The sequence below is a fragment of the Brevundimonas sp. AVps23W genome (assembly GCF_058681395.1).
In genome coordinates this window covers 947,326-964,654 of record NZ_CM178738.1, presented here as the reverse complement: position 1 = coordinate 964,654, position 17,329 = coordinate 947,326, and the positions used below count along the sequence as shown (strand labels likewise).

The 17,329-nt window shown below is 66.2% G+C and carries 20 protein-coding genes; 13 read left to right on the top strand and 7 right to left on the bottom strand.

The features are described from left to right. Positions 1 to 864 precede the first annotated feature (864 nt). Together ubiA and ACW177_RS04730 are read left to right on the top strand one after the other, a co-directional pair. Positions 865 to 1,851: a 4-hydroxybenzoate octaprenyltransferase gene (gene ubiA, locus ACW177_RS04735; protein WP_492027482.1), complete on the top strand. Its 987-nt coding sequence runs from the start codon at positions 865 to 867 to the stop codon at positions 1,849 to 1,851. An 11-nt stretch (positions 1,852 to 1,862) separates the two neighbouring features. After that, on the top strand, positions 1,863 to 2,696 hold the full coding sequence (locus ACW177_RS04730) for a DUF3298 and DUF4163 domain-containing protein (RefSeq protein WP_492027481.1): 834 nt from the start codon (positions 1,863 to 1,865) through the stop codon (positions 2,694 to 2,696). Here ACW177_RS04730 and ACW177_RS04725 read toward each other — a convergent pair whose 3' ends face one another. From ACW177_RS04725 to ACW177_RS04715, 3 genes are read right to left on the bottom strand one after another with little or no spacing between them, the layout of a single operon-like run. Next, positions 2,697 to 3,629 carry an alpha/beta fold hydrolase gene (locus ACW177_RS04725; protein WP_492027480.1) on the bottom strand — a complete coding sequence of 311 codons (933 nt, stop codon included), beginning with the start codon at positions 3,627 to 3,629 and terminating at the stop codon, positions 2,697 to 2,699. Between the two features lie 39 nt (positions 3,630 to 3,668). Next, on the bottom strand, positions 3,669 to 3,866 hold the full coding sequence (locus ACW177_RS04720; protein WP_008264044.1) for a helix-turn-helix transcriptional regulator: 198 nt from the start codon (positions 3,864 to 3,866) through the stop codon (positions 3,669 to 3,671). After that, entirely contained in the window at positions 3,863 to 4,270 is a 408-nt protein-coding gene (locus ACW177_RS04715) for a hypothetical protein (protein WP_492027479.1), read from the bottom strand. Before ACW177_RS04715 ends, ACW177_RS04720 begins: the two co-directional genes overlap by 4 nt. Before the next feature lie 126 nt (positions 4,271 to 4,396). Between ACW177_RS04715 and ACW177_RS04710 the strand changes: the two genes are divergently transcribed. Next, positions 4,397 to 5,047 (top strand): class I SAM-dependent methyltransferase, encoded by a 651-nt coding sequence (locus ACW177_RS04710; RefSeq protein ID WP_492027478.1) that lies wholly within the window; start codon positions 4,397 to 4,399, stop codon positions 5,045 to 5,047. A gap of 49 nt (positions 5,048 to 5,096) precedes the next feature. On the opposite strand, the gene ACW177_RS04705 is transcribed toward ACW177_RS04710, so the two are convergent. Further along, positions 5,097 to 5,858: an EF-hand domain-containing protein gene (locus ACW177_RS04705; RefSeq protein ID WP_492027477.1), complete on the bottom strand. Its 762-nt coding sequence runs from the start codon at positions 5,856 to 5,858 to the stop codon at positions 5,097 to 5,099. A 164-nt stretch (positions 5,859 to 6,022) separates the two neighbouring features. On the opposite strand from ACW177_RS04705, the gene ACW177_RS04700 reads away from it, so the two are divergent. The 3 genes from ACW177_RS04700 to ACW177_RS04690 all read left to right on the top strand — a co-directional run bounded on the left by ACW177_RS04700 (position 6,023) and on the right by ACW177_RS04690 (position 10,171). Further along, complete coding sequence (locus ACW177_RS04700) at positions 6,023 to 6,493, top strand: hypothetical protein (RefSeq protein WP_492027476.1); 471 nt, start codon at positions 6,023 to 6,025, stop codon at positions 6,491 to 6,493. Between the two features lie 263 nt (positions 6,494 to 6,756). Next, positions 6,757 to 8,394 carry a phosphoglucomutase (alpha-D-glucose-1,6-bisphosphate-dependent) gene (gene pgm, locus ACW177_RS04695; RefSeq protein WP_492027475.1) on the top strand — a complete coding sequence of 546 codons (1,638 nt, stop codon included), beginning with the start codon at positions 6,757 to 6,759 and terminating at the stop codon, positions 8,392 to 8,394. A 316-nt stretch (positions 8,395 to 8,710) separates the two neighbouring features. Then, complete coding sequence (locus ACW177_RS04690; protein ID WP_492028076.1) at positions 8,711 to 10,171, top strand: DEAD/DEAH box helicase; 1,461 nt, start codon at positions 8,711 to 8,713, stop codon at positions 10,169 to 10,171. 115 nt (positions 10,172 to 10,286) lie between these two features. Here the strand turns inward: ACW177_RS04690 and ACW177_RS04685 are convergent, their stop codons facing one another. Further along, entirely contained in the window at positions 10,287 to 11,636 is a 1,350-nt protein-coding gene (locus tag ACW177_RS04685; RefSeq protein ID WP_492027474.1) for an OmpP1/FadL family transporter, read from the bottom strand. 327 nt (positions 11,637 to 11,963) lie between these two features. On the opposite strand from ACW177_RS04685, the gene map reads away from it, so the two are divergent. The 7 genes from map (at position 11,964) to ACW177_RS04650 (ending at position 16,182) form a co-directional block, all read left to right on the top strand. Next, positions 11,964 to 12,782, top strand: a complete 819-nt coding sequence (map, locus tag ACW177_RS04680) for a type I methionyl aminopeptidase (protein ID WP_492028075.1) — start codon at positions 11,964 to 11,966, stop codon at positions 12,780 to 12,782. A gap of 51 nt (positions 12,783 to 12,833) precedes the next feature. Then, positions 12,834 to 13,565, top strand: coding sequence for a RadC family protein (gene radC / locus ACW177_RS04675; protein ID WP_492027473.1), 732 nt, complete (start codon positions 12,834 to 12,836; stop codon positions 13,563 to 13,565). Then, positions 13,562 to 14,101, top strand: a complete 540-nt coding sequence (locus ACW177_RS04670; RefSeq protein WP_492027472.1) for a GNAT family N-acetyltransferase — start codon at positions 13,562 to 13,564, stop codon at positions 14,099 to 14,101. The genes radC and ACW177_RS04670 overlap by 4 nt, the downstream gene beginning before the upstream one ends. 55 nt (positions 14,102 to 14,156) lie before the next feature. After that, on the top strand, positions 14,157 to 14,399 hold the full coding sequence (locus tag ACW177_RS04665) for a BolA/IbaG family iron-sulfur metabolism protein (protein WP_492027471.1): 243 nt from the start codon (positions 14,157 to 14,159) through the stop codon (positions 14,397 to 14,399). Between the two features lie 4 nt (positions 14,400 to 14,403). Next, positions 14,404 to 15,315: an aldo/keto reductase gene (locus tag ACW177_RS04660; RefSeq protein WP_492027470.1), complete on the top strand. Its 912-nt coding sequence runs from the start codon at positions 14,404 to 14,406 to the stop codon at positions 15,313 to 15,315. Positions 15,316 to 15,394: 79 nt separating this feature from the next. Continuing rightward, positions 15,395 to 15,745 carry a Grx4 family monothiol glutaredoxin gene (grxD, locus tag ACW177_RS04655; RefSeq protein WP_492027469.1) on the top strand — a complete coding sequence of 117 codons (351 nt, stop codon included), beginning with the start codon at positions 15,395 to 15,397 and terminating at the stop codon, positions 15,743 to 15,745. After that, positions 15,745 to 16,182, top strand: coding sequence for an acyl-CoA thioesterase (locus ACW177_RS04650; protein WP_492027468.1), 438 nt, complete (start codon positions 15,745 to 15,747; stop codon positions 16,180 to 16,182). Before grxD ends, ACW177_RS04650 begins: the two co-directional genes overlap by 1 nt. Here the strand turns inward: ACW177_RS04650 and ACW177_RS04645 are convergent. Both ACW177_RS04645 and ACW177_RS04640 read right to left on the bottom strand, forming a co-directional pair. Further along, entirely contained in the window at positions 16,166 to 16,546 is a 381-nt protein-coding gene (locus ACW177_RS04645; protein WP_492027467.1) for a hypothetical protein, read from the bottom strand. The two genes, ACW177_RS04650 and ACW177_RS04645, sit on opposite strands and share 17 nt — an antisense overlap. Before the next feature lie 296 nt (positions 16,547 to 16,842). Then, the gene (locus ACW177_RS04640) at positions 16,843 to 17,223 is read right to left on the bottom strand and encodes a hypothetical protein (protein ID WP_492027466.1); all 381 of its coding nucleotides are present in this window, start codon (positions 17,221 to 17,223) and stop codon (positions 16,843 to 16,845) included. Positions 17,224 to 17,329: the final 106 nt, after the last annotated feature.

Below are 17,329 nucleotides of genomic sequence, written 5' to 3'. Positions count from 1 at the left end.
GGCCGACGGGGAGGACAGGCGGGAGCGTCAGCGAACGCCAGGAGGGGGCGACTCGGTGTCTGAAGTCGGCCCGGTCACCCCCACCGCCAGCATCGCCCCCGCCTGGTCGCAAGCGCGACCTGTCCTCCCCCCGCGCTCCGCGCGCGGAGAGGTGACGCCGTCTAACTCACCTCCCCGTCGGCGAAGGCCGGCGGGGAGGACGGGCGGGAGCGTCAGCGAACGCCAGGAGGGGGCGACTCGGTGTCTGAAGTCGGCCCGGTCACCCCCACCGCCAGCGTCGCCCCCTCCTGGTCGCAAGCGCGACCGGTCCTCCCCACGCGCCTTCGCGCGCAGGGAGGTGAGCCAGCGCGCACAATGACGCTGCCTCGCTCTCAAGGAATTCAACGCTCTAAAAGAATCTCACCCCCCGCTTCTAACCACCCCTCAAAACCCCCGCATAATACCCCCGGTCTCGTCGCTAGGAGGGCTCGTAAGGCCTGCGACCTTGCGGCGGCGGGAGCGTATGGAACGGGGGCGGGGGTGGGATTCCCTCGCGCCGCATGACGGTGCATCGGTGGGCTCATCCCGCGCAGAAACGTCGGCGGAGGACACGGGGTTAGGAACCCGGTCGCACTCGGGACGATCCTTCGCAGGGATCGCCGACCCGTCGCAGGCCTTGGGGAAGAGGCATCACAACTGCCGCTTCAATATCCCCGGCCGGCAGAAACACCATGCGCGCGGAGCGTCTGTCTTCGTCGAAACGGTAAACACTAATCCATCCCGGGCGAGGCCCGGCGCTCCGTCCTGCCCTCCACAACTCCGCCGAAAGGACGGAGCGCTTCGTCACGCCTTCACCCTGTCCCCCATTCCGGCTAAGCCATGCCCATGACCTCCGCCCCCCTTCCCGACGCCGGCGCCAACTGGGTGGATCGCCATGCGCCGGAGCGGCTGAAGCCCTGGCTGAAGCTGGGTCGGTTCGACCGGCCCATCGGCATCTGGCTGCTGCTCCTGCCCGGCTGGCAGGGCATCACCCTGGCCCTGGCCCAGTATCGGCAAGCGCCCGGCCTCTATGACCTCTGGCTGTTCGTCGGTTTCGGCGTCGGGGCCTGTCTGATGCGCGCCGCCGGCTGCGCCTTCAACGACATCGTCGATCGCGACTTCGACGCCCAGGTGGCCCGCACCGCCCTTCGCCCCATCCCCGCCGGCCTGATCTCCGTCAAACAGGCCTGGGCCTTCGTCGTCGGCTGCAGCCTGATCAGCCTGCTGATCCTGCTGACCCTCGGCCCCGTGGCCATAGGCCTCGGCGTCGACTCCCTGGCCCTTGTCGCCGCCTATCCCTTCATGAAACGGATCACCTGGTGGCCCCAGGCCTGGCTGGGCCTGACCTTCAACTGGGGCGCCCTGATGGGCTTCGCAGCGGCGGTCCCGCTGGTAGCCGGAACTCTGAGCCCCGCCTTCCTCGCCTATGCCAATGGCGTCCTACACATCTCCGGCTGGTTGCCCGCCGTCCTCCTCTACCTCGGCGGCGTCTTCTGGACCCTGGGCTACGACACCATCTACGCGCTTCAGGACATCGAGGACGACGCCATGGTCGGCGTCAAATCCTCGGCCCGCCGCCTCGCCTCGGCCGTCCGCCCCGGCGTCGCCGTCTTTTATGTGATCAGCCTGATCCTCGCCGCCTCGGCCGGCCTCGCCGCCGGTCTCGGTCCGCTGTTCTGGCTGGGCCTGGCCCTCTACGCCGCCCATCTGGCCCGCCAGGTCCTCCGCCTCGACCGCACCGACGGCGTCCTCGCCCTGAAACTGTTCAAGTCCAACCGAGAGGCGGGCTTCATCCTGCTCGCCGCCCTCGCCCTCGGATCCCTCGGCCTGTGAAGGAGCCCCCCATGACCTCCACCGTTCGCATACTGCTGCTGTCCGCCGCCGTCGCCGCCACCTTGGCCGCCTGCCAGAGGCGCGAGGACAAGGCCGAGGCCCCCTCGCCGACCCCGACCGCCGCCGCCCCGGTCAATCCCGCCTCGGCCGGCGCCCCGATGGGCTTCGACTCCAAGACCCAGTACGCCACCGTCAAACTGACCCTGCCGGACGCGGTCAAATCCAAGCCCGACCTGCACGCCCCCCTCTACGCCGCCGCCGTGCGCGACCTGCGCCAGTTCTCCGAGGGCGCCCAGGCCGACCTGTCCGAGGCCGGCGGCGGCCCCGGCGGCTACGAGAAGACCATCGCCTTCGAACCCGGCGCCGAGACCGGCAAGCTGTTCAGCCTGGCCCGCACCGATTTCGAGTTCACCGGCGGCGCCCATCCCAACACCAGCTTCTCGGCCGTGCTCTGGGACAAGGCGATGAAGAAACAGCTGGGCTTCGCCGACCTGTTCCGCCCCGGCGCCGACCTGTCCGGCCTGAACAAGGCCCTGTGCGACGCCGCCAACGCCGCCAAACAGGCCCGGGCGCCCGGCTCGGAAACGGCGACCCTGGACGGCCAGCCCTGGACCTGCCCCAAGGCCGTCTCCACCCCCTTCGTCCTGGCCCCCAGCACCACGCCGGGCAAGGCGGGCGGGGTGATCTTCCTGATCGGCGCCTATCAGATCGGCCCCTATTCGGACGGCCCCTACCGGATCGCCGTGCCCCAGTCGGTCTTCCGGTCCCTGCTCAACCCGGCCTACGCCGACGAGTTCGCCGGCGCGCCGGTCAAGGCCGGGGACGTCACGCCCAAGGCGGGCTGATCAATCCGCCAGGAACTGATCCACCAGGTCCGCGAACCGCTCCGGCTGATCGGCCATGATGAAATGGCGGCTGCCGTCGACGCGGATCAGTTTGACGCCGGGCAGGGTCGCATACTCCCGCGCCCACAGGGCGTCGGCCCTGGCGGCCGGTACGCCGCCCTCGGCGTCCGAGGCGTACAGCGCCGTCACCGGCGTCGTCATCGCCGCCAGGTTCGGCCGCACATCCGTGGTCATCACCTCATGAATGGCGGTGGCCAGGGCCCGGCGATCCGACGCCATCGCCCATTCGACCATGGCGACCCGCGCCGCCGGATCCCGCGCCAGCCCGACCGCCCCCTGCTGCTGGGCGGCGCGCAGGCTGGCCTCATCCTGGCTCAACAGGCCCTGGGCCGCCTGATCGGCGAAGGGCCGGGCCGTCGCCGGCGTCACCTGCGGACCGAACAGGGCCGAAAAGAACGGCAGATTATCGACCGCCATCACCCGCCCCACCGCCTCGGGATGACGCTGGGCCAGCATCAGGGCCGACAGACCGCCCATCGAATGGCCGATGACCGCGGGCTTATTCAGCCCCGCCGACTGCACATATCCCGCCAGGGCCTCCACCGCCGGCTCCAGCAGAGGTCCGTCCCCATGCGTCCAGGCCTCCCCGGCAAAGCCCGCCAACTGGACCAGATGCACCCGGTGCGTCGCCTTCAGCCGATCCGCCGTGGCCCGCCACACCTCCCGCGAGCAGCTGTAGCCGGGGATCAGGATGACATCGGGGCCCGCCCCCACCACCTCGACCGACAGCCGGTCCGACACAAAGGCCGGCGCCTGGGCGCTTGGCTCGGCAAAGGCGGCGGTGACGCCGACCATCAGCGACGGGGTGCAGACCGCCAGACCGAACAGGGCGGCGCGCAGGCGCGGACGCGCCTTGAAGAAGGCGTTGAACATCGGATGTCTCCCTTGGATTTGAAGTTCGGTCCGCCGCCGTCAGGCGTGCGGGTTCTCGAAAATCTCCTCGACCGGTCGGTCGAAGGCCGCAGCAATGCGATAAGCCAGGTCCAGCGACGGATCGTGCCGCTCGGTCTCCAGAGCGATCACCGCCTGTCGCGACACGCCCAGCGCCTGGCCCAACTGCTCCTGGGTCCAGCCGCGCTCGACGCGCAGCAGTTTCAGCCGGTTCTTCATCGGCTGCTCCGGATGAAGACCGAGACGACCCCGAACATGCCCCAGAACAGCGGCAACACCAGCCAGGTCTCTATATGGGCTGCGCCGGCGAAGCTCTCGCCAAAACCCCAGAAGGTCGCGATCGCCAGGGTCAGGCCTGCGGCGACGATAAACTGTTTCGCCATCACGCCACGCACGAACTCATCGCTTTCCCGCATCAGGGACAAGACGGCCCAGATCTGGCCGATCACCGGCCCCGAAACCGCCGCCGCCAGCCCCCAGGCCGCCGGCTTTCCCATCACCTGGTCAAAGGCGTCGGTCGTCATCATGGCCACGCAAATGGCCACATAGGGTATGGTGAACGCCATCATGCGAATGACGTATCGCCGGTGCGCCGGGGTGGTCGATTTTCCGAAAGACAACATGTCCGCCTCCTTGTGTAAGGCGAACCTGACATCAGGCACGTGTCATGTCAACCTGACTTTTTGTCAGGCTGACGTTACTGCGTCGCCCTGCTGTTCCCGCAACGTCCGCACCGCTACCCTGACGCCATGACCATCCCCGACCCCGCCGCCTTCATCCGCGCCAATACGCGGCTCCAGCCCGTGCCCCACGCGCCGGAAATCTCGCTCTGGCTGGCCGACGAAGTGACGCCCATCTGGCGGCTGACGGAAGAAGAACTGGGCGAACTGGGCCTGCCCCCGCCCTTCTGGGCCTTCGCCTGGGCGGGCGGTCAGGCGCTGAGCCGCTACCTGCTGGATCACCCGCACGAGGTCGCCGGCAAACAGGTTCTGGATTTCGCCGCCGGCTCCGGCCTGGTCGGCGTCGCCGCCATGCAGGCCCGCGCCGCCTCGGTCCTGTGCGCCGACATCGACCCCTTCTGCCAGGCCGCCGTCGCCGCCAACGCTCAGGCGAACGGCGTAGCTCTGGCCTTCACCGATCAGAACCTGCTCGACGCCCCGCCGCCCCCGGTCGATGTCATCTGCGCCGGCGACATCTGCTACGAAAAGCCGATGACTGACGCCGTGCTCGCCTGGCTGGCCCAGGCCCGCGCCGCCGGAACCCGCGTCCTGATCGGCGATCCCGGTCGCACCTATTTCCCGCGCACCGGCCTGGACTTCCTCGCCGAATACAGCGTGCCCACCACGCGAGAACTGGAGGACCAGGAGATCAAACGATCCTCGGTCTGGGCCATGCCATAAAAGACCCGGCGGGACGTCGCCGCCCCGCCGGTTCCGTCAGATTTAGCCGTCAGGCCGCCGCCATCAGGCTGCCGGTCGTCTCCTCGGACGACAGGCGGCCGTAGGACTCGACTTGCTTGCTCATCATGGATTTGAACGCCGAAGTCAGTTCGTCGACGCTGAGGCCGCCATCGCTGTCGGTGTCCAGCGCCGTGAAGGTGTCGCTGACGCTCGAGGTCTCATCCTCTTGCAGCGACGCCATCAACTCTTCCAGGCTGACCGTGCCGTCTTCATTGGTGTCAGCGGCGTCGAACACTGTCTCGGAAGTCTCTTCGGCCGAGGCCGGCGCCGCGCCGCCGGCGCCGCCGGAAGGCGCACCGCCCGGTGGCGGCCCCATGGCTTGCAAGCCGGACTCCAATTCCTCGGCAGTCATCACCCCGTCGCTGTCGGTATCCAGCGAGGCGAAGGCGTCAGAAATTTCCGAGGTGTCGGAAACCCCGAGCGCGGTTCCAACCTCGGTCAGGCTCAAGCCGCCGTCCCCGTCGGAATCGAGATCCGAGACGAGATCGCTGGCGAAATCCTTACCCGTGGCGGCGCTTTCCTGACTTTCGAGCAAGGCAGACATTGTGTCCGAACTAAGTCCGCTAGAGGCCGAGCTTGCGGGTGGCGGACTGGACGACGACGAGGACGAGGACGTCCCCTGACTGGGGCTGAACAGCCCCTCGCTGGGCGAAGTTTGCCCAGTGGATTCGGCGCTCTGGGTCTGAAACAGGTCGCGCAGGGCCTGAAGCGACAGACCGGCAGAGGCCGAGGATGCGGATGATACCTGCATTCCTGGCTCCTGATCGGAGGCGACGATGTCCCGCCCGACCAAAGGCCGCACGTCCCGTCCGGGAGCACCCTGCAAGACTCATTGTGAATTTCGTGCAAATAGCTGTATTGGTTTGATTATTTCAATATCGCAACAATCTTCGACCCTCGTTAGATCAGGCAGCCATGAGCAAATCCTGGTCTGCACCGCCAAATGTGGTCAAGGCGACGCTTGGCCCCAGCGGCGGCCTTCCCCATCTCAAATTCATGCGACGTCTAATGCTCATCTACGTCTTGATCGCCGCCGGCTGGACCAGTTCGGCGCTGGCCCAAAGCTCGCCCTATCCGTCACCCTATGCCGCCTACCCCGGCGGAATTCCGGCCGCCATCGTCGATCAACATCGCAGTGCGAACGACCGACTTCGCCTTCAAGCTGAAAGCAACGCCGCTCTGGCCCGTCGGCAGCAGGTCGAAGCCCGACAGCGGCTGGTGGAACTCGAAGCGGCGCGGGAACCAAATGCGGCCCTCACCGTCCCGGTTCGTCCTCTCTACGACGTCGGTCAGGAACGGGACCTGCGGGAAGCCGCCGCCGCAACGAGAGAAACAACAGGTCGAAGCGTCACCGAGATCGATGACTGGCTGGATCGGCCGAACTGACACATCTCTTCCCTCTCAGTCGCGTTCATCCGCTGGCGGGGCGGCGAGACGAGCGGTCGCATACTGGATCGGCGTGACCTTGACGGGGGCGCCGTCTTAGGTGGCGGCATCCGCGTCGGCGTGCCGGTCAACACCCAGCCTCAAGCTGAGCCGTTGCGGGCTTTCAATCCCCCATCGCAAATGTCACTCATGAAAGACGCCGGAACGCCTCCCCGCTGTATCGGCTTAAGACCAGCCCTACTTCGAAGACGGATGGACTCCGCATGCACGCTCGCGCCGGCCAACAAGCCTTTCCGGAAGACCTGATCGATCTGGACGCCCTGCTGGGCGCGTACCAGTCGGGACGCCCGGATATGGCCGATCCCGCCCAACGGGTCGTGTTCGGCACCTCGGGCCATCGCGGCTCCAGCCTGGACGGCGCCTTCAACCAGACTCACATCCTGGCCATCGCCCAATCAGTTGCCGAGTACCGCGCCGCACAGGGAATCACCGGCCCCCTGTTCGTCGGTCGCGACACCCACGGCTTGTCGGAGCCGGCGTGGCGCACGACGCTGGAGGTTCTGGTCGCAAACGGCGTTGAGGTGTTGATCGACTCCCGCGACGGCTTCACCCCGACCCCCGCCGTGTCGCACGCCATCCTGACCTACAACCGGGCCAACACGCGCCAGGCGGACGGAATTCTGATCACCCCATCGCACAATCCGCCCCGCGACGGCGGCATCAAATACAATCCTCCCTCGGGCGGCCCGGCCGGCAGCGAGGCCACGAGCGCCATCGCCGCTCGCGCCAACAAGCTGATCGAGGGCGGCCTCGCGGAAGTGAAGCGCGTACCGTTCGACAACGCTTATGCGACCGCCGGCCGGTTCGACTTCCTGAGCGCCTATATCGACGACCTGCCCAGCGTGCTGGATCTGGACGCCATTCGCGACGCCGGCGTCCGCATCGGCGCCGATCCCCTGGGCGGGGCGGCTGTGGCCTATTGGGGCGAGATCGCCGACCGGCACCGTCTGAACCTGACCGTGGTCAACGACGCCGTCGACCCGCGCTGGGCCTTCATGCCGCTGGACGCCGACGGCAAGATCCGGATGGACTGTTCCTCGCCCTCGGCCATGGCCAATCTGATCCAGATGATGCAGGGCGGGTCGGCCTATGACCTGGCCTTCGGCAATGACGCCGACGCGGACCGCCACGGCATCGTCACCCCCGACGGCGGCCTAATGAACCCCAATCATTTCCTGGCGGCCTCTATCGCCTATCTGTTCGCCAATCGACCGGGCTGGGGCGCGGATGTGGCGGTGGGCAAGACCCTGGTCTCATCGTCGATGATCGACCGCGTCGTCGCCGGCATGGGCCGCCGTCTGCTGGAGGTGCCCGTCGGATTCAAGCATTTCGTGCCCGGCCTGCTGGACGGAACCGTCGGCTTCGGCGGCGAGGAATCGGCCGGCGCCTCCTTCCTGCGTCGCGACGGCACGGTCTGGTCCACAGACAAGGACGGCCTGCTGCTTTGCCTGCTGGCGGCCGAGATCCAGGCCCGGACAGGTCAGAGCGCCAGCCAGCTCTACGCAGGCCTGACCGACCAATACGGCGCCCCCGCCTATGCCCGGATCGACGCTCCCGCCGACCGGGCGCAGAAGGCGCGCCTCGCCGCCCTCAGCCCCGCCGACGTGACCGCGACCAGCCTGGCGGGCCAACCGATCATCGACATCCTGACCAAGGCCTCCGGCAATGGCGAAGCCATCGGGGGGCTGAAGGTCGTCACCGCCGACGCCTGGTTCGCCGCCCGCCCGTCGGGCACGGAGGACGTCTATAAAATCTATGCCGAATCCTTCCTGGGCGCAGATCACCTGGCCCAGGTCCAGACCGAAGCCAAGACCGTGGTGGCGGCCGCCTTGGCAAGCTGAGACGGGCGCGCCTGCTCCGGGACAAAGTCGTTCGGCTTGACTTTGTGTGCGCAAGCGCCCATTTGCGCTGCGTCGCACAATCGCGATCTCCGGCGTCTCCAGCGCGTGTAAGTCCGTCTCGGACCTGTCTGTAGAAGCCGCCGGCCCCTCAAGTTCATTCGCTGCCCGGACACGCGGGGCGGCGCCCGATCCACCCCGCAGGCTTCATTCCGAAGCCCCGTCGGGACTGGCGGAGCGCGGCCCGACGGCGTCATGCCATGGCCAATGCGCCCTGCCGCACGCGAAAGACACTGCTGTGAGCACCACTTTTGAATCCATGGGCCTGAACAAGGCCCTTCTCCAGGCGCTGGCGTCGGAAGGCTACACCAAGCCGACCCCGATCCAGGAAAAGGCCATCCCCGACGTCATGCAAGGCAAGGACCTGCTGGGCATCGCCCAAACCGGCACCGGCAAGACCGCCGCCTTCGCCCTGCCGATCCTGCACCGCCTGGCCGAGAACCGCATCGCCCCCAAGCCGCGCACGACGCGCGTGCTGGTCCTGTCGCCCACGCGTGAACTGGCCACCCAGATCGGCGACAGCTTCAAGGCCTACGGCGCCCACCTGGGCTTCCGGGTCGCGGTCATCTTCGGCGGCGTGAAATACGGCGCCCAGGAGCGGGCCCTGCAACAGGGTCTGGACATCCTGGTCGCGGCGCCCGGCCGTCTGCTGGACCACATCCAGCAGAAGAACCTGGACCTGTCCTCGACCGAGATCTTCGTCCTGGACGAGGCCGACCAGATGCTGGACCTGGGCTTCATCAAGCCGATCCGCCAGATCGTCAGCCGCATCCCGGCCAAGCGCCAGAACCTGTTCTTCTCGGCGACCATGCCGACCGAGATCGGCAAGCTGGCGGGTGAGCTGCTGAAGGACCCGGTCAAGGTCCAGGTCACGCCGCAATCCACCACCGTCCAGCGCATCAGCCAGTCGGTCGTCCACGTCGAACAGGGCCGCAAGCGCGCCCTGCTGACCGAAATGTTCAGCGATCCCGAGTACACGCGCTGCCTGGTCTTTACCAAGACCAAGCACGGCGCCGACAAGGTCGCGGCCTATCTTGAGGCCGGCGGGGTCGAGGCCGGCGCCATCCACGGCAACAAGTCCCAGCCCCAGCGTGAACGCACCCTGGAAGCCTTCAAGAAGGGCAAGCTGCGCGTCCTGGTCGCCACCGACATCGCCGCGCGCGGCATCGACGTCGACGGCGTCTCGCACGTCGTGAACTTCGAACTGCCGCACGTGCCGGAAAGCTATGTCCACCGCATCGGCCGTACAGCCCGTGCAGGCAAGGACGGCACGGCCGTCAGCTTCGTCGCCGGCGACGAGATGAAGCTGCTGAAGGACATCGAGAAGGTCACCCGCCAGAAGATCCCGGCCATCGACCGTCGTAACGACAAGGCCCTGGGTCAGTTGGACGCCACCATCATGGCGACCGGCGTCGGCAAGAAGGCGACCATGCCCGAACGCGAAGGCGGCGAGCGTGGCGAGAACGGTCGTGGCGGTCGCGGCCGTCGGGTGCCGCATCGCGACGGCGTCCGCCCGGAAGGCGGCGGTCAACCGCATCGCCAACGTCGCGCCCGTCCGGGTGAGACCCCGGCGGCGCCGCGTCCCGAACGCGCCTACAATCCTCTGGCCGGCGAACGCGTCGTCTCCACCGAGCCCAAGGCGGAGGGCGAAATGAAGCGCCGTCCCCGTCGTCGCCCGTCGAACGGCGGCAAGGGCTATGGCGGCGCCGCCAAGGGCTGATCCTTGGCCCGCGCCCCTCGGGCTTGTCCCGAGGTGACGGCTCGAAATCGGCAAAGAAAAACGGCGGCTCCTTCGCAGGAGCCGCCGTTCTCATGTCAGCCGATGGCGCTGGAGCTTAGAAGTTCCAGACTGCGCCCATCGAGAAGCCGACGCCGCTGCCCTTGGACTCGCCGCGCAGGTTCGAGATGACCAGGCCGTTGCCATAGATGTCGCGCGTGTCGTTGATCGTCGCGGTGTCGATGTCGATATAGGTGACGGCGCCGTCGAAGGTCATGGAGCCCATCGTCTTGGACAGGCCGGCGGTATAGAGGAACCGGTCGCCGTCCGGGATGCGGGCGGTGCGGTGATCGTCCGGCGTCGGGGTCGGATCGTAGCCCAGGCCCGCACGCACCGTCATGGTCGGATCGATCTTGTAATCAACGCCGATCGCGCCGGTGGTGACGTCGTTATAGTCCTGGATCATGGTCGAGGAACGGTTGACACCGTACGCGATACGGATGGCGTCAAACTCGCTCCAGCCGATCCGGTTGACCTGGGCGTTCAGGGTCAGACGATCATTGAGGGCGTAACGGGCCGAGACGGTGGCGTACCAAGGCGTGTTGAAGCTGGCGACGCCGTCAGCCGAGATGTTGGATGCCGCCAGACTGCCGGTCAAACCGGAGATGTTCACTTCACCTTCCAGCTCGTGTTCGATCTTGGAGCGGTAAGACAGACCCAGATCCAGCTTGCCGAAGTGCATTTGGGCGCCGGCGTTCCAGCCGTAGTCCCAGCCGTCGCCTTCCAGAGCGTTACGGCCGTCGGTGGCGGGAGAGATGGCGTAGGTCGAGGCCAGAACCGCAGCCGAAACGTTCGGCAGGGCCGAGCTGAGCGTGGCCTTGGCGTACTGGGCGTCGAAGCCGGCGCCGATATCGAGCCAGTCGGTAACCGTCATGGCGGCGACCAGGCTGACATTGACCGAACGCAGCTCCGAGGTCTGGGCGTCGTAACGGGCGAAGTCGGTCGACTCATATTTGGTGGTGAAGTTGTAGGGCGCCTGGACGGCCAGGCCGATGTTGAAGCGATCGCCGATGGGGGTCGAAACGGCGAAGTTCGGCAGAAGGCCGCTTTCGACCACGTCATGCACATGCGGATCGCCGTTCACCGGATAGGTGCGGCTGACAACGCCGACGCCGGAGACGGGGACATTGTAGGTCAGGGTCGAGCCACTGTTATCGACGTCAGAGTCCAAGATCAGGCCGTGCATGCCGACGTAGACCTGACGCTCGGTTCCGGCGATGGCGGCGGGGTTCCACCACAGCGACTGGACGCCCTTGTCGGCGCCCTCGCCCGAGTTGGCGCGGCCCTGGCCGCGTGTCGATTGTTCCTGAACATAGAAGGAGCCGGCCATGGCCGGCGCAGCGACGCCGGCCAGCAGGGCGGTAGTCAGCGCAATGCCGCCCATACGAGCGAAATTCCTGGGAGTCATAAAAGCCATTCCTATAGTTTTGCCCCCGCCATTTACGCAGCGGTGGGTATCGGGGAGGTCGATCACACGGCAGCGCTTTGGTCAGAAAAACGTTGCATGCGTGGCGGGTCTCCGCCCGGAAACGGGCGAAACTGTGTCTGAAAACCCGCACACGATCACACCGGCGAGAGGTGACGTAAGGGCAGGTTCATTCTGACGAACGACAGTGTCGGGCAAAACACAGTCCCCGCTTTCCGCATGGGGAGGAATCCGTCACCGCCGCACAATCGCCTTGCGTATCCATGATAGGATCGTCATCTGATCCCGTTGCCGCTGCTGATTGAGACCATGTACGAAACGCCCGAATTGGAAACCGACGCCCTGGTCCGCTCCAGCGCCATCCGCATTCATACTGCGGAGGACTTCGAGGGCATGCGCAAGGCGGGTCGTCTGGTCGCCGAGGCGCTGGACATGATCACCCCGCACGTGAAGCCGGGCGTGCTGACCAGCACCATCGACGACCTGATCCGCGAATTCACCCTGGACAACGGCGGCCTGCCCGCCTGCCTGGGGTACAAGGGTTACGAGAAGACGGTCTGCACCTCGATCAACCACGTCGTCTGCCACGGCATCCCCGGCGACCGGGTGCTGAAGGACGGCGACATCGTCAACATCGACCACACCGTCATCGTCGATGGCTGGCACGGCGACTCCAGCCGCATGTATGCGGTCGGCGAGATCAATGCTCGGGCCAAGAAGCTGATCGATGTCACCTATCAGTCGCTGGAACTGGGCCTGGAGCAGGTCAAACCGGGCAATACCTTCGGCGACATCGGCTTCGCCATCCAGAAGTTCGTCGAAGCCCAGCGAATGAGCGTGGTCCGCGACTTCTGCGGCCATGGCATCGGCCGCGTCTTCCATGACAGCCCCAATGTCCTGCACTACGGCCGCAAGGGCGAGGGTGCGGTGCTGAAGACCGGCATGTTCTTCACCGTCGAGCCGATGGTGAACCTGGGCAAGCCGCACGTGAAGGTGCTGTCCGACGGCTGGACCGCCGTTACGCGCGACAAGTCCCTGTCCGCTCAGTGCGAACACACCATCGGGGTCACGGAAGACGGGCTGGAAATCTTCACCGCGTCGCCGGCGGGACTGTTCCGCCCCAACTGAACCCTTGATCCCTATTCATCTTCCGCACAGGTTGTGGAAGCTGGAGGGGACATGCTGGACGACCTGACACCCGAGCCTAAACCCAAGCCGCGCCACAGCGGCCATCGCGACCGGCTGCGCGAACGCGCGGCCAAGGGGGGCCTGGGCGCCCTGCCCGACTATGAGTTGCTGGAACTCCTGCTGTTCCGCTCGATCCCGTACAAGGACGTCAAACCCCTGGCCAAGGATCTGTTGGCGCGTTTCGGCGGGCTGGAGGGGATTGGCGCAGCCAGCCATGAGGCGGTGGAAGATCTGGTGGCGCGAACCCTTGGCTATGTTCCCGGCAAGGCGACGCGGGCCGTGGCGCTCGATCTGCAACTGATCTTTGACGTTACGCGGCGGATCGCGCGGGAACCGACGGCCAAAAGACCCGTCATCTCGTCCTGGAGCGCCCTTCTGGCCTATGTCCGCGTCGCCTTGCAGCACGAACCCCGCGAGCAGGTCCGGGTCCTGTATCTCGACAAGAAGAACCAACTGATTCTGGACGAGGTTCAGAACCGCGGCACCGTCGATCACGCCCCACTCTATCCCCGCGAAATCGTGCGCCGGGCGCTGGAGCTATCGGCCAGCGCCCTGATCCTGGTCCACAATCACCCGTCCGGCGATCCGACCCCCAGCCGCGCCGACATCGATATGACGAAACAGGTTGTACTGGCCGGTCAGGCTCTTAACGTCGAGGTTCACGACCACCTGGTCGTCGGCCGCGAGGGGGTGGCCAGCTTCAAGCAACTGGGACTGATGTGAATTCTGCGATTCTGACGACCGATAGACTGGTGCTGACGCCGGTCGCTGTAACCGACTTCGACGATCTACTGGCCCTCTGGTCGAACTCGGACTTCACCCGCCACATCATGGGCCGCGCCCTGTCGGAGGAAGAAGTCTGGTTCCGGCTACTGCGCGACCTGGGCCACTGGGCGACGGTGGGGTACGGCAATTGGACGGTTCGATCAAAGGACGGCGGCGGCTATGTAGGCAGCGTCGGGGTATTTGATTATCATCGGGACTTGGATCCGCCGTTCGACGCTCCGGAACTGGGTTGGGGCGTCGCGCCCGCCTTTCAGGGCATGGGGTGTGCCGCAGAGGCCCTATCGGCCGTTCTGATCTGGGCGGATCGGACTCTGACCGCCCCCCGCACGGTCTGCATGATCGCGCCGGAAAATCTGGCCTCTTTGAAGCTGGCGGCGCGGGTCGGATTTCGCCCATACGCGACCACGACCTACAAGGATCATACCGTCCAGCTGTTCGAAAGAGCGAGCGTCGCTGACCAAGGCGGGGCGTAGTCCGGCATTAAGGTTTATCGGGCATGGTCGTCGGGAACGATCCGAGAGTCCGCCTATGCCTATGCCCGTCGAAACGCTGCGCCAGCATCTGGTCGACGCCTTTCCCGACGCCGAGATCGCCATCGACGATCTGGCCGGAGACGGCGATCACTATCGCGCCCGCATCGTTTCCAGCGTCTTCGAAGGCCTGCCCCGCGTGCGCCAGCACCAGCTGGTCTATGCGGCGCTGAAGGGACAGATGGGGGGCGAACTGCACGCCTTGGCGCTGGAAACCGCCGCACCGCCCAAGGAGGGCTGACCCCATGCGCTATCGCCCCTTCGGCGTATCCGGCGCCGCCATCTCCAACCTGACGCTCAGCTTCGGCCTGGACAGCCTGGCGCGCGGTCGCGAAGCCGCGCTGAACCTTCTGTATTCAGCCCTGGAAGCCGGGGTGAACTCCTATCGGCTGGAAACAGCCGACCCCGTCGTCGCCGAGGTGCTGGGCGAAGCCCTGGCCCATGTCGATCGCAAACTGGTCTGCGTCGGCCTGACCCTGGGTGTCGGGGCTGGACGCGAGGCGACGCGTGACTTTACGGCGGAAGGCATGACGGCCGCCATCGATCGGGCGCTGCACTTCTCCGGCCTAAGCTGGATCGATGTGGCGGTTCTGCATGAACCGGGCGAGCATGAGCTGCCGCAGTCGTCGCTAAATGCGCTGAAGGCCCTACGCGCCACAGGACGCATCAAACTGCTGGGCGTAGCGGGCGATGGCGAGGTGATGGACACCTATGTCTCGACCGGCGCTTTCGACGTCCTGCTGACGCCGTTCGACATCAACGCCGACTGGCGGCTGCGCAATCGCATACGTGCCGCCCGGGAACAGGACATGGCGGTCTTCGCCTATGACTATTTCACCGACCGCCGCTCCAAGCCGCGCGGTGGGGCTGAACCGGTCGCCAAAAAAGGATTGTTCGGCCTGGGCGGCGCACCCAAGCGCCCGCCGCAGTCTAGGCAGGCCGACGCCTTCGGCTTCCTGTATCGCACGCCCAACTGGCCGGCCGAGGCGATCTGCCTCAGCTATGTGCTGACCGATCCGACGATCTCGAGCGTGATCGTCCGGGCTAACGACGTGGAACGGCTGGATATGCTGGCCGCCACGCCGGAACGCGACCTGCCGCCGGGCCTCGCCGCGCAGATCGAAATGGGCCGGGTCACGGCCTCGGCGGCCGCCTGATCTCGCCTGATCGACACAACCACGCCTTGACCCGGCCGCCGGCTCTCCCTAGCTGACGACCTTCACGAAAGGCCTCCCCGTGACCGACACAGTTTCCGCAGATCCCGTTCACGCCTTTATCGGCGACACCGTCGCCCAGCACGACGTCGTGCTGTTCATGAAGGGCACGCCGGACCAGCCGCGCTGCGGCTTCTCTTCCAACGCAGTCCAGATTCTCGACCATGTCGGGGTGTCCTTCGTCGGCGTCGATGTGCTGCAGGACGAAGCCCTGCGCGAAGGCATCAAGAGCTTCACCGACTGGCCCACGATCCCTCAGCTGTATGTGAAGGGCGAATTCGTCGGCGGTTCGGACATCATCCGCGAGATGTTCCAGGCCGGCGAGCTTCAGGCCCTGATGACGGAAAAGGGCGTTCCACTCGGCGAAGCCTGATGGCGCGGTCGGTCCTGACGCCGCGCGAAGACCGCGAGGTCTTCGTCGTTCCACTCGAGGTTCGCCCCGAGCACATCGACGCCAACGGCCACGTCAACAATGTCGTCTATGTGGGCTGGCTTCAGGACGTCGGCACGGCCCACTGGACGGCCCGCTTCGACGAGGCGACCCGCGCCAGATGTTCCTGGGTCGCCCTGCGGCACGAGATCGACTATCTGCGCGCCATCGAACCAGGCGCGACCGGAGTGGTCGCCCGCACCTGGGTCGGCGATCCCCAGGGACCGCGTTTCAACCGCTATGTCCGGATCGAGGACGCCCAGGGCCGCGTCTGCGCCCAGGGCGTCTCCGAATGGTGTCTGGTCGACGCCGCGACCCTGAGGCCGCAGCGTATTCCCCCCGCCATGGCGGCGGTGTTCGGTACTATTTCAGCGGATTGAATATCCGCGCCGGCGTACCGGGCTCCAGGCCGAGGTCAGCGTAGGTCCACCGCAGCTCGACCCCGTCAGGAATCATAGCCCTACACAAATCTGGTTTGATGCGACGCAGGGTGATTTGGGCCGGCGAGTTGTCCGCCACCGAAACCTCAAAATCCGACGCCTGGGTGCAGCCGTTGGAATCGACCCGAGCGACCAGGGCGCCGTCAACGAAGCGAGCTTCGCGAATGGTCTCCACCGACGGGGCGTCATCGTGCCTGACATTGACCGAGACATTCTCCCCGGCGTCGCTGTCATAGATGACGCAGGCCGACAGCAGAGGCGCGGCAAGCGCCCCTGCCGCCAGCAACTTGAGGGCGGCGCGCATTACTGATCCGAGGCCGGCGTCGTAATCACCCGCGTGGTGGGCTTTTCAGTCGCGACGATGATGCAGCCCGACAGCAGCGGGGCGGCGATGGCGATAGCGAGAGCAAGACGAAGCATTGGTGTGATCCCCTAATGAAGCTTGAGGCTTTTGTGACGCGTGGCGGGCGCACAGGCACGTGAATTTTCAGCAAGCCAGGTGAACAATCGGAAAGGTCCGGTCTTGATCACGTCTCCCTGCCGACGGAAGCCTGGCTTAGGAGCCAGCTCTTCTCGCCTCGCGGCCTCGCCTCGGGGCCGTCAGGTCTGGGGCAGCTGGTAGGGGTTGTTGACGCTGACGGGCGAGCCGGGAGCCAGGCCCAGTTCCTCGAACGACCATTTCAGCTCGACGCCATGGACCAGAGGCTCCTTGCAGGTGTCCTCGTCGATCCGCCGCAGGGTAATGACCGCGTCGGCGCCCTTGATGCTGACGATGGGGATCAGGTCTTCCTTGTGGGTGCAGCCGTTGGAGCTGACCCAGAACACCGCAGCGTCCTTGGTGAAGGCGGCGGCGTGAATTGGCTCCAACGCCCCCGGCATTCCGGCGGTGGATACGCTGGGCGCGTCGGCGCCGACCGCACAGGCGGAGACGCCTGCCGACAAGGCCGCAACGATCGCTAGAGATTTGAAGACGGCGCGCATCGCTTGGCGGCCTCCCCTGTTCGTCGATCCCCGAATAGATCGAGGATGCGCCAGTTCGCCCTGGAAGGGAACCGGCTGAAAGATAAAGGGCCTCGGACGGATCCGA

Bases quoted from the DNA above. Each gene is read 5' to 3' on its own strand.
- ACW177_RS04640 (WP_492027466.1), bottom strand. From the start codon at position 17,223: ATGCGCGCCGTCTTCAAATCTCTAGCGATCGTTGCGGCCTTGTCGGCA.
- ACW177_RS04720 (WP_008264044.1), bottom strand. From the start codon at position 3,866: ATGAAGAACCGGCTGAAACTGCTGCGCGTCGAGCGCGGCTGGACCCAG.
- ACW177_RS04685 (WP_492027474.1), bottom strand. From the start codon at position 11,636: ATGACTCCCAGGAATTTCGCTCGTATGGGCGGCATTGCGCTGACTACC.
- ACW177_RS04645 (WP_492027467.1), bottom strand. From the start codon at position 16,546: ATGCGCGCCGCCCTCAAGTTGCTGGCGGCAGGGGCGCTTGCCGCGCCT.
- ACW177_RS04705 (WP_492027477.1), bottom strand. From the start codon at position 5,858: ATGCAGGTATCATCCGCATCCTCGGCCTCTGCCGGTCTGTCGCTTCAG.
- ACW177_RS04690 (WP_492028076.1), top strand. From the start codon at position 8,711: ATGGGCCTGAACAAGGCCCTTCTCCAGGCGCTGGCGTCGGAAGGCTAC.
- ACW177_RS04700 (WP_492027476.1), top strand. From the start codon at position 6,023: ATGAGCAAATCCTGGTCTGCACCGCCAAATGTGGTCAAGGCGACGCTT.
- ACW177_RS04730 (WP_492027481.1), top strand. From the start codon at position 1,863: ATGACCTCCACCGTTCGCATACTGCTGCTGTCCGCCGCCGTCGCCGCC.
- radC (WP_492027473.1), top strand. From the start codon at position 12,834: ATGCTGGACGACCTGACACCCGAGCCTAAACCCAAGCCGCGCCACAGC.
- ACW177_RS04665 (WP_492027471.1), top strand. From the start codon at position 14,157: ATGCCTATGCCCGTCGAAACGCTGCGCCAGCATCTGGTCGACGCCTTT.
- ACW177_RS04710 (WP_492027478.1), top strand. From the start codon at position 4,397: ATGACCATCCCCGACCCCGCCGCCTTCATCCGCGCCAATACGCGGCTC.
- pgm (WP_492027475.1), top strand. From the start codon at position 6,757: ATGCACGCTCGCGCCGGCCAACAAGCCTTTCCGGAAGACCTGATCGAT.
- map (WP_492028075.1), top strand. From the start codon at position 11,964: ATGTACGAAACGCCCGAATTGGAAACCGACGCCCTGGTCCGCTCCAGC.
- ACW177_RS04725 (WP_492027480.1), bottom strand. From the start codon at position 3,629: ATGTTCAACGCCTTCTTCAAGGCGCGTCCGCGCCTGCGCGCCGCCCTG.
- ACW177_RS04715 (WP_492027479.1), bottom strand. From the start codon at position 4,270: ATGTTGTCTTTCGGAAAATCGACCACCCCGGCGCACCGGCGATACGTC.
- ACW177_RS04650 (WP_492027468.1), top strand. From the start codon at position 15,745: ATGGCGCGGTCGGTCCTGACGCCGCGCGAAGACCGCGAGGTCTTCGTC.
- ubiA (WP_492027482.1), top strand. From the start codon at position 865: ATGACCTCCGCCCCCCTTCCCGACGCCGGCGCCAACTGGGTGGATCGC.
- ACW177_RS04660 (WP_492027470.1), top strand. From the start codon at position 14,404: ATGCGCTATCGCCCCTTCGGCGTATCCGGCGCCGCCATCTCCAACCTG.